The following is a 13643-nucleotide window of genomic DNA, read 5'->3' on the forward strand; positions in this document are numbered from 1 at the left end:
TGTCACTGTTGCGGGTCTTTTTGGTGATCAGGTGTTGCGGTCGCCGGGGGAGATCGCGTTGGTGGCGGGTGCGCGGAGTTTCACGTTTGCGGGGTTGTCCGCGGAGGTGAACCGGTATGCGCGGCTGCTGCTGGAGCGGGGCGTGCGCCAGGAGCACAGGGTTGCGCTGCTGCTGCCGCGTGATGAGCGGATGGTCATCGCGATGTTCGCGGTGTTCGCGGTGGGTGCGGCGTATGTGCCGGTCGATGCGGAGCTGCCCGATGATCGGATCGGTTACATGCTCGATGTGGCGGGTCCGACGGTCACGCTCGTCACTGATCGTGATGTGGCACGGCTCGGGTCCGCGGCGGGGCGGGTGGTGAATCTCGACGATGCGGTGGTGTGCGCGCGGATCGCGGAGCTGGCGGATGGGCCGGTCACCGTGGCCGAGCGCGGTGGGGAGGTGTCGCTGGATCATCTGGCGTACATCATCTTCACGTCCGGCTCGACGGGCCGACCGAAGGGTGTCGCGGTCGGTTATCGGGGTCTGACGAACATGTACGCGAACCATGTGGAGAAGATCTTCGATCGTGTGGTGGCCCATCAGGGCGGGCGGCGGATGCGGATCGCGCATACGACGTCGTTTTCGTTCGATGCGTCGTGGGAGCAGTTGTTCTGGCTGCTCAACGGCCACTCGGTGTATGTGATCAACGAGGAGATGCGCCGGGATCCGCAGCAGCTGCTCGCGTATTACGACGATCAGCGTATCGATGGGTTCGACGTGACTCCCTCGTACGGGCAGGTGCTCGTTGACGAGGGTTTGCTGGAGCGTGACCGGCCGGCGGGTCGATCGGTGTCGGCGGACGCGACGGGTGTGGTGTTCGTGTCGCTTGGCGGTGAGGCGGTTCCCGAGCGGCTGTGGCAGCAGTTGCGAGATGCCCCGGGTGTGGAGTCGTACAACCTGTACGGGCCGACCGAGTACACGATCAATGCGCTCGGCGCGGATCTCGCTGACAGTCCGAACCCGAGTGTGGGTACGCCGATCTTCAACACGCGGGCGTACATCCTGGATCAGAACCTGCAGTTTGCCCTGCCCGGTGTTCCGGGTGAGCTGTATCTCGCGGGTGTGGGTAGTGCGCGCGGCTACTGGGAGCAGTCCGCCCTCGCCGCCGAGAGGTTCGTGGCGTGTCCGTGGGAGGCGGGGGCGCGGATGTATCGCACGGGCGATCTGGCCCGGTGGAACGACGAGGGGCGTATTGATTTCCTCGGTCGTGTCGACGAGCAGACCAAGATCCGCGGGTATCGGATCGAGCCAGGGGAGATCCGTGACGTGCTGGAGGCGCACCCGGAGGTCGCGCGTGCTGAGGTCATCGCGGCGGACCATCCTTCCGGAGGGAAGTTTCTCGCTGCCTACGTGACCACGGCTCGCATTGATACCAGCGATGACGCGCTCCGCCGGTCACTCCGTGAGTACGCCGCACAGCACCTCCCCGACTACATGATCCCGGCATCCTACAATCGGCTTGAGACGTTCCCGCTGACCACGACTGGCAAGCTCGACCGGAACGCATTGCCCGCCCCCGATCTCGGGCAATCGACCGCCCACGGGCGTGCACCCGAGACCGACGCGGAGCGAGATATCCTGGCCGCCGTCCGCGACCTGCTGGGTTTGGGTGACGGAGCGGGGTTGTCGGTTGAGGATGACTTCTTCCAGCTGGGCGGGGACAGCATTCTGTCAATCCAGTTGGTATCCCGAATGCGACGCATGGGTGTCGTCATCTCGGCCGCGGACGTGTTCTCGACACGGACGGTGGCCGGGCTGGCTCGCCTTTCGGATGCGCGTCAGTCGGAGTTGGCAGCGGAGCGCACCGTCCCCCTGAAGGATCTGCGATCCTCCAGGCTGTGGCCGATCGCCAACAAGGAAGTGGATTTGCCCGGCTTCTCGACGTTGGTGCAGGCGGTTACTTTCGTGGTGCCACCCGGAATGACGCACGACACATTGTTGCGCGTGCTGAACCGCGTCGTAGCGCATCATGCGGCTCTGGGCGGTCGCCTCGTGGTAGATGCCGACGGATCCTTCCGGTTCGAGGTTCCTGCCCGCTCTCCTGAAGTCGCGAAGGATCGGATGGTGATCGAAGCGCTGGGGCCCGCGTGGCCGGATCCGACGTGGCGCAGCGGCAATCGTGCGCGTGTGGAGGAACTGGCGCGTTCTCTGCACCTCGATGCCGGCGTCCTGTGGCGGGCAGTCTGGTACACGGGTTCTGCCGATGCGACAAGCCGTCTACTGCTGGTGATGCATCACCTGGTCGTCGATGGGGTGTCGTGGCGAGTTCTTGGGGATGATCTTCGGCAGGCGTGGGAGTTGGAGACCGGCCGCACTGCTGAGCCACTGCTGCCGGTAGGCACGAGCCTGCTGAACTGGGCTGAGATGCTCGCGGGCCGGGCCGCTGAGCCGGATGTGAGGGCGCAGACAGACTACTGGGCCGAGACCGTCACGACGGATGACCCGTTGCTGGGTTCCCGTGCGCTGGACGCGGCGCTCGACACACGCGCCACAGCGAAGGTGCTCGTGATCCAAGTGCCCGCGAGAGTCGCCGGCCCAGTGCTGAAGGAGGTGCCTGGTGCACTGGCGGCCGAGATCAACGATGTGCTGCTCGGCTCGTTGACGATCGCGGTCGGGGCATGGCGAGCGAGGCGAGGGGTCGGTCATCGGCGTGTGCTGATCGGACTTGAGGGTCACGGGCGCGAAGAGACGTTCGTGCCCGGTAGTGATCTTTCCCGCACTGTGGGGTGGTTCACGACGTGGTTCCCAGTCGGACTGGACACCGTCGACATCGATCCCGTCACGGCCCTGACGGATCCGGGAGCTTCCGCGGATGTGGTGAGGCATGTGAATGAGCAACTGCGGGCGGTACCCGATCGCGGCATCGGCTACGGGGTGCTCCGAGAGCTCGCTCCTGACAGCGCGGGCCGATTGGTCGACGGCCTTGTGCCACAGATCGGATTCAACTACCTCGGCCAGTTCGGCCCCGGCGGCGCCGTGAGGGACAGCGCATGGGAGATGGCCCCAGAGTCTCCTGGGATCGTCGGTTCCGCGGACAGGACGATGCCTCTGTTCGCCGTGTTGGACATTTCTTTGGTTGCGGTACAGAACGCTGAGAACAACGAGTGGACGTTGAGGGGCAACATCGTTTATGCGGCGGGGATCCTCAGCGAGGCGGAAGTGAGCGAACTGCTGGAGCTGTGGGTGCAGTCGCTTGAGACGTTGACGTCCTGCACCACAGAGGCGGGCGTCCGGAACAGCGGTTTCGGTAACCCAGAGGAGGATCATGAAGATCAGCGATAACCGAGTACTGGCCGACGTCGCCGATGTCCTGTATATCGAGGCGAACGAGGTGGATCAGAACGCCGACCTGCGCAAACAGGGAATGGACTCCGTCCGGCTCATGGAACTGGTCGAGCGGTGGCGCAGCGCCGGCGCGGAGGGCATCGACTTCATGACGCTCGCTGAAGATCAACGGGTGTCACGTTGGCTTGAGGTGCTGGCGGCGTCGACGAACGATGATGCCGAGTCCTCTGCGTGAATCTCGTCCACCACGGGCGGGTATGACGACCGGTTGCGCGATCTTCCCGTCCCTCCCCGACAAGGAGACGCCATGCCCACGATGCTCGTGAACGGAATCACCCTGCGCTACGACGAGTATGGCGATGCTGCCGACCCTCTCGTCGTGTTGGTGATGGGAACGGGAGCCAAGGGGCAGGTGTGGACGCCGCACCAGGTGCCCGCCCTCGTCGAGGCGGGGTACCGGGTCGTCACCTACGACAACCGGGGCATCAGCCCGGTGCCCGGGCAGACTGCCACGTCGTGCCCCGACATCGTCGTCCCAGAGCTCGTTGACGATCTCGCCGCGCTCATCGAGCGCTTCGGCGCCCCGGCGCACGTGATCGGAACCTCGCTCGGAGCGCGGGTCGTGCAGGAGTTGCTCCTCGAGCGCCCCGATCTCGTGCGCCGGGCGGTCGCGATGGGTGGTCACGCACGCATCGACGACGTCGGACAGATGCTCACCCGGGGCGAGCAGGAGTTGTTCGACCAATCGATCGTGTTGCCGAAGGCGTATAAGGCAGCGGTCGATGCTCTGCTGAACTTATCGCCCGCGACATTGCGAGATGAGACGAAAGCGAACGACTGGCTAGCGGTTATGGAGTACTCTGCGGCTCCGACGTCGTCGGGTGAGCGTGGCCAACTCGGCGCTTCCGAACGGCTCGGAGACCGCGGTGCGGCGTACAGGGAGATCGTCCGGCCGTTGCTGGTGATCGGTTTCGCCGACGACTTGATGATCCCGGCATACCTCGGACGCGAGCTTGCCGATATCGTCCCGACTGCCCGGTATGTTGAGGTGCCCGACACGGGACACTACGGTTATCTCGAGCAGCCCGAAGCGGTGAACCGGGTCGTCCTCGACTTTCTCGCCGAGCCCGAGGAGTCGGCCGTCGGCTGACGGCGATGAAACTTCTTCATCTCGGGATCCGGAACATCTCGACGAAGCGAGGAGGTGGGATCGGTGCGGGAACCCGCGGGTGGAGGAAGGTGCCGAATACGTGGTCATCCTGTTTCCTGGCCGGCTGCAGCTCATTAGTGCGACTACAGCCTGCGCGTGCCGGGGCTGGAGGGCCGCATCTTTCTCAGCGGGGGAGTCCAGCACAGCCACGGCGTCAGCTCGTCGCTGCTGTCGACCCTGGCCGTGCGCGCCGGCGTCATTCTCGAGGTCACGGTCCCCACGCACAGATCCCACATGGCGACGGGCAGCTGACGGCCGTCCCACCAGCAGAAGGAGAGCGCACGATGGCTAAGAACCCGTTCGACGACGAGGATGGCACGTTCTACGCGCTCATCAACCATGAGGAGCAGTACTCGCTCTGGCCCACGTTCAAGCCGGTGCCCGGCGGCTGGGCCATCGTCTACGGCGAGCCGGATGGCAGACCCAGGCGCGAGGTGCTCGACTGGATCGACCAGACCTGGACCGACCTGCGACCCAAGTCGCTACGCGACTTCATTGCCAGCCACGAAGTCGCGAGAGCTGCCACAGGCGAGTAACCGGACGGCGGTGTCGCGCTCGGTCCACAGCGGTGACCCTGCCGGGCAGGTCTGGGCCGACGTGATGGCAACGACTCTGCTCGACGCGCACCACGCCGCGTGCGTGGCCCGTCGCGCAGACCAGACTGGCCCTGGAGGTGCTCGGGAAGATCCGTAACCACTACTTCGGCGCACTCGGGCGGGGTGAGGCTGACAACCACGGCAGGCGCAGCCCGCTGGCCGCCGAGGCGAGGACGCTGATCCGCCGGTTCCGCCGTTACGAGGACATGATCCTGCGATTCGCAACCAAACTGACGGCTCCCGTCTCAAACAAATCTCTCGGAGCGTGATGTCCGACCGGTCAAAAGTGCAACAGAGGGTATCCGAGGGCCGCTGGTGTACACCCAAGAGCCTGGCCGACCTCGCCGTCGTGCATTCCTATCTGTCGACCGCCACGAAATAGGGCGTCGACACGCCCGATGCGCTTACCCGACTGTTAACCACCGGCGACTGCCTCCCACCCGCCGCCAATCCCGACGGACGATCCCGCGCCCCGCGCAGCCACCCGTGGGCCACAACCACCCACCCCTCCAGTGGCCATTCCAGCCTGCGTAAATACAGGGACCGAGCCTTCTCGCCCGAGCTAGATGGGCTTGTGTCGATCGAATGAGTTAGGTTAGCCTTCCCTTATGACTAAAGTTGCCGTGCTGGGAGCGCAGGGGCGCATGGGCCGGGCATCGGTTCGTGCAATCGAGGCCGCTTCCGACATGAACGTGGTCGCCGAGATCGATGTCGATGACGACCTGCGAGAGACCGTCGACATGAAGGCCGACGTCGTGCTCGTGTTCTCCCCGCCGGGAGTGGCACACGAACAGGTCCAGTGGTGCATCGAGCAGGGGATTCACGTCGTGGTGGGAACATCCGGCTTCGATGACGATGCTGTCCAGAAAATTCGCGCCGCACTCATCGAACGTGATGAAGTCAACGTTTTCGTCGTCCCGAACTTCTCGGTGGGCGCGGTGCTCCTGACCCAGTTCGCGGCGAAGGCCGCCCCGCTCTTCGAGTCTGTCGAGATCATCGAGATGCACCATCCCGACAAGGTGGACGCACCATCGGGTACGGCACAGCACACGGCCGAACTGATCGCTCGCGCTCGTGCGGAAGCAGGTTCCGCTCCCTCGCCCGATGCCACCTCTCGCGACCCGAATGGAACGCGCGGCGGGCGGATCGAGGGAGTCAACGTCCACGCGGTGCGTGTACGCGGTTTCATGTCTTCACAAGAGGTGCTGTTCGGATCCGAAGGCGAGATCCTGAGACTGCGCTATGACTCCGTCACACGTGATTCCCTCATGCCCGGAGTGCTCGCCGCGCTCCGCGCCGTCCAGGGTCTCCCCGGGGTGACGGTCGGCCTCGAAGCCGTGCTGAGCCTGGGCTGAACACGATTCGAAACGGATGACAGTCTGAACCTCCTGCGCGAACTCGCTCTTCGATGACCGGGTCGGCATCGGCAGTTCCATGCGGCGCCGACCCCGCCAGGACACGAGACGCTGACACCCGAGGAAGACCGATGAGCATCCAACCGCTGACCCTTGACGGCGTCGTGCCCTATCCGCCAAAGACCGTGGCTGAGTATCTTTCAAATGGATACTGGCACGATCAGACGCTTCCGGAGTTGCTTTTTGCCGCGGCGGAACGCCATCCCGACAAGCTCGCGGTCATCGACCGCGACACCCGGCTGAGCTATAGGCAACTCACGGATGAGGTCCTGCGCCTCGCGGCCGGTCTGCAGCATCTGGGACTGGGTCGTGGCGACCGAGTGGTCGTGCATCTGCCCAACACCTACGAATACATCGCGTTCCTCTTCGCCCTGTGGGAGCTCGGCGTGATTCCCGTGGTCGCGCCCATCGCGCACCGTCGCGCGGAGATCGAACACTTCATCGAGATTGCCGAGGCGCGCACCTACATCACCGTCGCATCGGACAGCGGGACCGATCTCGCTGCGTTGGCGGCTGACCTGAAGGGCCGTTGGGCCCATCTGGACCACACAGTGATCCTCGATCGCCGCGGCGGCGGCGCCGAGTACGACGCCCTGCTTTCGAAAGGATCGCTCGAGCACGTGCGGCGATGCAGCCCGCAGGACGTCGCGCTGCTGCAGATGTCGGGCGGTACGACGGGCGTTCCGAAGCTGATGCCGCATACCCATCACACGTACGGCTATGCACTGCGCAGAAGCGTCGGGGAAAGGGGCATTACCGAGCGGACGGTGCATCTGCTGGTCATGCCGATCTGTCACAGTATGTCGACGCGTTCGCCCGGCTTCCTCGGCGCGTTCAGTGCGGGCGCAACGATCGTGATCGCGCCGAACGGCAGCCCCGACGTGGCGTTCCCGCTGATCGAGAAGCACCGCGCGAACCGCGTGACGTTGGTGCCCCCGATCCTGCTGGCCTGGCTGAACTCGTCGCTGCGCGGTGCCTACGACCTCTCCAGCATGCGTGTGGTCATGTGCGGAGGCGCGAAGCTGAGCGAGGAGGTGGCGCGGCGGGTCGAGCCGGAGCTCGGCATGGAGCTGTCTCAAAGCTTCGGGATGGGCGAAGGCCTGGTCGTCAGCAACCCTCCGGACATCGATCGGGAGACCCGCGTGCGATACCAGGGCCGGCCGGCCTCGGAGGCTGACGAGATCCGGGTCATAGACGACGAGGGAAACGACGTGGCGCCCGGGGTGCCCGGTCACCTCCTGACGCGGGGGCCGTCGGTGATCCGCGGCTACTATCGCAACCCCGAGCAAAATGCCCTAGCGTTCACCAGCGACGGCTTCTACCGCACTGGTGACATAGTCGAGCGGGACGAGCGTGGGTTCATCAGGGTCGTGGGCCGGTCGAAGGACCAGATCAACCGTGGCGGCGAGAAGATCGCGCCTGAGGAGCTGGAGAACGCCTTCCTCGCCCACAGCGGCGTGCACAACGCCTCCGTGATCGGAGTCGACGACGAGGTGCTCGGCGAGCGCATCAAGGCGTATCTGATCCCCCGGTCGCCGGAGCACGTGGCCGATCTCACCTTGGGCAAGCTGCGTCAGTTCCTGCAGGAGCGGGGCCTCGCGACATTCAAGCTTCCCGATTTCGTGGAGGTGGTCGACGAGTTCCCGTACACCGCGGTCGGCAAGGTCAGCAAGCGACTTCAGCGCGAGCGGAAACAGGCACGCGTCGAGCGGCAGCGCCCAACGTGAGTTGTTCTTGGGTCGGACACGGCAACGAGGTGGTTATGAACGACGCGGATGTTGTGGTGGTCGGTGGGGGTAACGCCGGTTACTGTACGGCTCACGCGGCGGCCGAGCGCGGGCGACGCGTGATGCTGTTGGATAAGGCGCCGCGGGCGCTGTCCGGGGGGAACAGCTACTACACGCTCGGTGCGACCCGGATGGTGCACGCAGGGTTCGGCGATCTGCTCGAGATCCTTGAGCCTGATGAGCGTCACGCGCGTACCGAAGTTCCGCCGTACTCGGCGGAGGAGTTCCTGGCCGACCTGGACCGGATCGCCGAGGGACGTGACGACAAGGAGCTTGCCGCGGCCGTCGTCGAAGGCTCGCGCGACGCGGTCCGCTGGCTGCACGAACTGGGGCTGCGATTCCGGCTGATGTACGAGCGGCAGGCTCACGAGAACGCCGAGGGAACCTTCGTGTTCTGGGGCGGAACGCACGTGTGCAACGTCGACGCGGGCCCTGGGCTGATGTCAGACCATGAACGCGTCGCGTCGCGGCTCGGGGTCGAGATGCGCTACGGTTGCCCGGTCACGGGGCTGATGACCAACGGCGGCTCGGTCGTCGGTGTCCGCGCGGGCGATCAGGAGTTTCTGGCGGAGTCGGTGGTGATCGCCAGCGGTGGTTTCGAGGCGAACGCGCAATGGCGGCAGCGCTACCTGGGAGACGGGTGGCAGCACGCGAAGGTGCGTGGCACGCCGTACAACACCGGTGACCTGATCGGCGCGGCCTTGGAGATCGGTGCAGATCGTGGAGGCGACTGGTCAACGTGTCATAGTGTGCCATGGGACGCGTCATATCCCGAGAACGAGAGCAACCGTATGTTGACGAACCGACTGAGCCGATACGGCTATCCGCTTGGCATCGTTGTCAACACCTGGGGTCGACGATTCCTCGACGAGGGTGCAGACTTTCGCAACTATACGTACGCGAAGTACGGCAAGGTTATCCTCGAACAGCCGGGTTCGGTGGCGTTTCAGATCTTCGACGCGAGCTCTCGATCCATGCTCGACGCGTACGAGTATGAGATGCCCGGGATCATCCCGGTCGTCGCTGACAGCGTCGAGGGGCTCGCCGCGGCGATAGACGTCGATGTCGACGCGTTCGTGCGGACGGTGCGTGATTTCAACTTGTCGATCGATACCAGCCGTCCGCTCGATCCAACGATCAAGGACGGCCGCAGTGCGTCGGTGGAGCCGATCAAGAGCAATTGGGCATCGGCGATAGAGGCACCGCCCTATTACGCGTATCCGGTGACGTGTGGAATCAGTTTTACCTTCGGAGGGCTTCGCGGTGACGTCAACGGCCGGGTACTCGATCCGTCGGGTGCACCCATCCCCGGGCTCTTCGCGTGCGGTGAAGCGCTCGGGGGCCTCTTCAGCGGGAACTATCCGACGGGCGCCGGCCTGACCGCGGGAATGGTGGTCGGGCGCCGCGCGGGATCGCTTGCCTGAGCCATGATCTCGTCGCAGAGCAGCACCCGGGTCGTCATCGTCGGCGCCGGCCCGGTCGGAATGGTGTGCGCACTGGCGCTGAACCGGCAGGGCATCCCGGTCACCGTGCTCGAGTCGGAGCCCGCGCCGGTGAAGGATCAGCGCGCCGCGACCATTCATCCGAGCACTCTGGAGATGCTCGACGAATTGGGCATCACCGAGAAGATCACACCGCACGGTCTGGTTTCGAGCACCTATCGTTTCCACGACCGGCCGACCGGCGAGTTGGTGGCGGAGTTTGATCTCGCCCGACTCGGAGGCGAGATCCGATTTCCCTATGTACTGCAGTACGAGCAGTACAAACTGACCGCTTCCATCGCCGAGGCGTACGCCAACGGATCCGACTTCGACATGCGGTTCTCCCATGCGCTCACCGGCCTCACCGTGGCCGCGAACGGCGTCGAGGTGGAGTATGCCGCCCCCGCGGGCACGGAGCGCATGACGGCTGCCTATGTCATCGGCTGCGACGGCGGCCGGTCAACAGTGCGCAAGCTCGCAGGCATCGAGTTCGAAGGATTCACGTATCCGGAGCGGTTCATCAAGATCGCGACCAGGTTCGACTTCAAGACCGTGAGGTCGAATCTGTCACTGCGTAACTACTTCTCCGACCCGTACGAATGGGCCAACCTGTTCAAGGTGCGTGGGGAGACGCCCGAAGGACTCTGGCGGCTGATCCTGCCGATCGGCCAGGACGAGGACGACACCAGCGCACTGTCGGTAGCACGCGTCGAGCAGCGGCTGCAGAAGTTCTTCCCCAAGGCGGACCCCTACCACGTCGAGTACGCCAGGGTCTACAGGGTCAATCAACGCGTGGCCGGGACCTTCCATAAAGGCCGCGTCTTACTGGCCGGAGACAGCGCGCACGTCAACAACCCGATCGGCGGTATGGGCATGAACGGCGGCATCCATGATGCCATCAACCTTGCGGAGAAGCTCCCCAGGGTGATCCGCGGTCGGGACGGCGACGATCTGCTCGACCTCTACAGCCGCCAGCGCCGTCACGCCGCGCTGAACTACGTACAAGCCCAGACGATCGCCAACAAGCGAATGCTGGAGGAACGCGACCCCACCGTGCGCCGACAGAACCTCGACCAATTGCGCTGCACGGCCGAGAACCCTGATAGTGCGCGCGCCTATATGCGCCGCGCGGCTCTGTTCGACAGCCTGCACGACGCCGCGTCCATCACCTAGGCGCGGCGCTCGACCCCCGATCTGGCGGTGGTTTGTTGGATCGGGGCGGGAGGTGGAGGTGCGCGCCGCGACCTGCGCTGATGGCGGTGATCAGGGCATGGGGCTCAGGGGGTGGAGGCATGGTGGACCACGCTTTCCACCGGCGGTGGAATCCGATCCAGGGAGTCAGCCGGCCGCGGACCCCGCGTAGCGTCGTCGGCCAGGATGCCTGGGCGGATGATCGGGGCGTGTGAGCGCCTCCTCTCTCTCCGGTCGGGCTGCGTGATGGGCTCCTGCTGTGGGGGCGGTGGCCGGGTGAATCAGGTGTTCGAACAGAACGAGAACGCGCAGAACACCAGGGTCTGGTGACGGCGGATCGCGAGGCCGGGACGGGCCTGGGAATCGGCCCGGCCCAGTTCGTCGTTGACCTGCTTGCAGCTCTGTTCGATCCAGTTTCGGATCCCGTAGATCCGGACGAGTTCAGCGAGACCAGCGGCCGGGCGCGGGCTGGCAGACGGCCACCCCCGTCCCGGGCGTGGGTCGCGGAACCAACCGGGCTGCTCGAACTGTACGGTTGGCCGCCGGGTATGCGAGTTGTCCTCTACCGGGAACCCCAGCACTCCGGCGCCCAGCTACATGTCACCGACGTGGGCGGCAACCGGATCACCGTGTTCGCGACGAACGGCCCCCGCGGCCAGTTCGCCGTCCTGAGCTACGCCACCGTCGCCGGGCCTGCTGCGAGGACCGGATCCGAGGTGCCGAGGACAGCGGCCTGGCGGACCTGCCCCTACACGACTTCGCGCTGAAACAGATCTGGTGCGTGGCCGTCGCTCTCGTACTCTGCCTGACCGCCTGGACCCAGATGCTCGCGCTGCCCAGTGGGCAGGCCCGCCGCTGGGAACCGAAACGGCGACGCCACAGGCCTGTTCCGTCTCGGAGGCCGGATCGCCCTCCACGCCCGTCACGTTCGCCGCGTAGTGGTGCACCGCTGCCCGCGCATCACTCCTGGACCCCACTCGCCGTCGAAGCGATTACCCGGGCTGCGCTCCCTGCCCGTCCCGTGAAAGATCGAGGCCAACTATGGGCGCCAGGCTCGCCGATCGGCATCGTCGCCGACTTTGCCCAGCGCGTTCTCGAACGCCAGTAGCACGGCACGGGAAAATCCGATGACCGTCAGAACAGTGCTGCCGGCCTCCACCCTGTACCGGATCACCGCGCGGTACGCTGCCTCGCTCGGTTCGATCGCCAAGGGTTCTGCACCGGCGGAATAGGATCGGCTGACAAGTATCGGCGCGATCGGTCTGCCAGCCAGGAGACGCCTACCCAAGATACTGCCGTAACGTGCCAATGCGAACTGAGGATCTGGGTGCCAGGCTTCCTGCTCGATAGGCACGGGAACGGTTACCGTCATCGGGCCAAGCCGCCCCAGGACAGCATCTGGCAGAAGAGGAGCTTCGTGATCTACGACACCGCCGAGTCGCGATCCGTACCCAGTCGCGTGCAGTGCTCGTCGGATGGTCTCGCGCATGGTGGCATCGGTGCGAGAGCCGTACCAGTGTATGACCTGAGTTCTGTCGGCCGAGTACAGTGCCTCGTCGAGTGATTCCGTGCGCTCGATCAGCTCAATCTGGCTCTCGATCTGATCCATGTTGAGAGCCGTAGCGATATCGGCGACTTCAGTCAAGGTTGTTGTGACCGACGGCGCCGATGGCATGCTCTTGTTGGCCTTGTCATCAGTGAGTGCGCGGAGGGCCTCCAGTAGCTGGTGCACGGTGTATCGATCCGCCGCGGCGGCATGTACTGCAAGCGCAATGTAGGTGTGTGTCGAGCTGCTTGCGTATGCGAGGCCTGACGGCCGTGCATTGGTGACATCGATCATCTGGCTGGCCATCGTCCGAAGAGCTGTCAGCTGCGTGGAGGGCGAGGCCCCTGCGACATGCAGTCTGGAGAGAGTCGGTGCGATGGTTGCCATAGGGGTTACCCAAGTGAGCCACAGTCGACGACTTACCGTCTGAACCGACAGTCGAAGTAGGTCATGTTCTTGAACAAGCGAAGCGTACGCGGCGAGTAGCGCGTCGTGCGTTAACGAGCCGGGGAGAACGGCGGTCTCGGTCAGGATCCATGAGTTCGGATCGTCGCGTGATTCACGTATTCTCTCGAGAGTCGGAGAGGCGGGCACCGCGACTGTGCTTGTCGAAAGCACCTCGGCCTCGACTTCTTTGGTGATCTTCTGAGACAGCCTCGCGACGGTTCGCTGCTCGAAGACGTCCCGCAGCGCGAAGGTGTGCTGTCGTTGTGACGCGCGCGCAACAAGACGTATCGCGAGGATGCTGTCACCGCCGAGTCGGAAGAAGTCGTCGTCGACGGACAGGGATATACCCTCGGGGAGGGCGAGGACGTCACGGAACACCCCCGCCAGGGCCAGTTCGGTGTCTGTCTCGGGGGGCCGTCCGCCACCGGACCCGGCGGTCAGGTCGGGGGCGGGCAGCGCTGTGCGGTCGAGTTTCCCACTGGAGGTCGTGGGGAGAGCGGCCAGGCGGGTGAACGATACGGGAACCATGTACTCCGGCAGAAGCGCGGCCGTGTGTTCCCGCAGCACCTCGGCCAGCACCGCCTCGTCGGCCAGTGCGGACGGGCTGGTCGTGACATAGGCGGCGAGGAACTTCCCGCCGGC

The 13643-nt window shown here is 65.0% G+C and carries 9 protein-coding genes and 2 pseudogenes; 10 read left to right on the top strand and 1 reads right to left on the bottom strand.

The genetic code is table 11. The features are described from left to right. Positions 1 to 31 precede the first annotated feature (31 nt). The 10 genes and pseudogenes from AWX74_RS38195 to AWX74_RS41925 all read left to right on the top strand — a co-directional run. Entirely contained in the window at positions 32 to 3325 is a 3294-nt protein-coding gene (locus AWX74_RS38195; RefSeq protein ID WP_091287217.1) for a non-ribosomal peptide synthetase, read from the top strand. After that, positions 3309 to 3563, top strand: coding sequence for a phosphopantetheine-binding protein (locus tag AWX74_RS38200; RefSeq protein ID WP_091287221.1), 255 nt, complete (start codon positions 3309 to 3311; stop codon positions 3561 to 3563). Before AWX74_RS38195 ends, AWX74_RS38200 begins: the two co-directional genes overlap by 17 nt. 72 nt (positions 3564 to 3635) lie before the next feature. Then, positions 3636 to 4478 (top strand): alpha/beta fold hydrolase, encoded by an 843-nt coding sequence (locus AWX74_RS38205; RefSeq protein WP_091287225.1) that lies wholly within the window; start codon positions 3636 to 3638, stop codon positions 4476 to 4478. 344 nt (positions 4479 to 4822) lie between these two features. Further along, positions 4823 to 5074: an MbtH family protein gene (locus tag AWX74_RS38210; RefSeq protein WP_091287229.1), complete on the top strand. Its 252-nt coding sequence runs from the start codon at positions 4823 to 4825 to the stop codon at positions 5072 to 5074. 16 nt (positions 5075 to 5090) lie between these two features. Further along, positions 5091 to 5588 (top strand): annotated as a pseudogene (locus tag AWX74_RS41920) (IS66 family transposase); the annotation flags it as partial. A gap of 154 nt (positions 5589 to 5742) precedes the next feature. Then, positions 5743 to 6489, top strand: a complete 747-nt coding sequence (dapB, locus tag AWX74_RS38220; RefSeq protein ID WP_091287235.1) for a 4-hydroxy-tetrahydrodipicolinate reductase — start codon at positions 5743 to 5745, stop codon at positions 6487 to 6489. Between the two features lie 131 nt (positions 6490 to 6620). Continuing rightward, positions 6621 to 8276, top strand: coding sequence for a (2,3-dihydroxybenzoyl)adenylate synthase (locus AWX74_RS38225; RefSeq protein WP_091287239.1), 1656 nt, complete (start codon positions 6621 to 6623; stop codon positions 8274 to 8276). Positions 8277 to 8311: 35 nt separating this feature from the next. Further along, on the top strand, positions 8312 to 9760 hold the full coding sequence (gene tcuA, locus AWX74_RS38230; protein ID WP_091287242.1) for an FAD-dependent tricarballylate dehydrogenase TcuA: 1449 nt from the start codon (positions 8312 to 8314) through the stop codon (positions 9758 to 9760). Positions 9761 to 9763: 3 nt separating this feature from the next. After that, positions 9764 to 10990 carry an FAD-dependent oxidoreductase gene (locus AWX74_RS38235; protein ID WP_091287245.1) on the top strand — a complete coding sequence of 409 codons (1227 nt, stop codon included), beginning with the start codon at positions 9764 to 9766 and terminating at the stop codon, positions 10988 to 10990. A 485-nt stretch (positions 10991 to 11475) separates the two neighbouring features. Further along, positions 11476 to 12023, top strand: a pseudogene (locus tag AWX74_RS41925) (transposase); the annotation flags it as partial. 24 nt (positions 12024 to 12047) lie between these two features. Here AWX74_RS41925 and AWX74_RS38245 read toward each other — a convergent pair. Then, a partial coding sequence (locus tag AWX74_RS38245) for a phosphopantetheine-binding protein (protein WP_131799659.1) occupies positions 12048 to 13643 on the bottom strand: 1596 nt, incomplete at its 5' end.

It is taken from the genome of Parafrankia irregularis (assembly GCF_001536285.1).
Taxonomy (GTDB): domain Bacteria; phylum Actinomycetota; class Actinomycetes; order Frankiales; family Frankiaceae; genus Parafrankia; species Parafrankia irregularis.

Excerpts from the sequence above, each read along its gene's own strand:
- AWX74_RS38200 (WP_091287221.1), top strand. The coding sequence starts at position 3,309 with ATGAAGATCAGCGATAACCGAGTACTGGCCGACGTCGCCGATGTCCTG.
- AWX74_RS38205 (WP_091287225.1), top strand. The coding sequence starts at position 3,636 with ATGCCCACGATGCTCGTGAACGGAATCACCCTGCGCTACGACGAGTAT.
- AWX74_RS38210 (WP_091287229.1), top strand. The coding sequence starts at position 4,823 with ATGGCTAAGAACCCGTTCGACGACGAGGATGGCACGTTCTACGCGCTC.
- dapB (WP_091287235.1), top strand. The coding sequence starts at position 5,743 with ATGACTAAAGTTGCCGTGCTGGGAGCGCAGGGGCGCATGGGCCGGGCA.
- AWX74_RS38225 (WP_091287239.1), top strand. The coding sequence starts at position 6,621 with ATGAGCATCCAACCGCTGACCCTTGACGGCGTCGTGCCCTATCCGCCA.
- tcuA (WP_091287242.1), top strand. The coding sequence starts at position 8,312 with ATGAACGACGCGGATGTTGTGGTGGTCGGTGGGGGTAACGCCGGTTAC.
- AWX74_RS38235 (WP_091287245.1), top strand. The coding sequence starts at position 9,764 with ATGATCTCGTCGCAGAGCAGCACCCGGGTCGTCATCGTCGGCGCCGGC.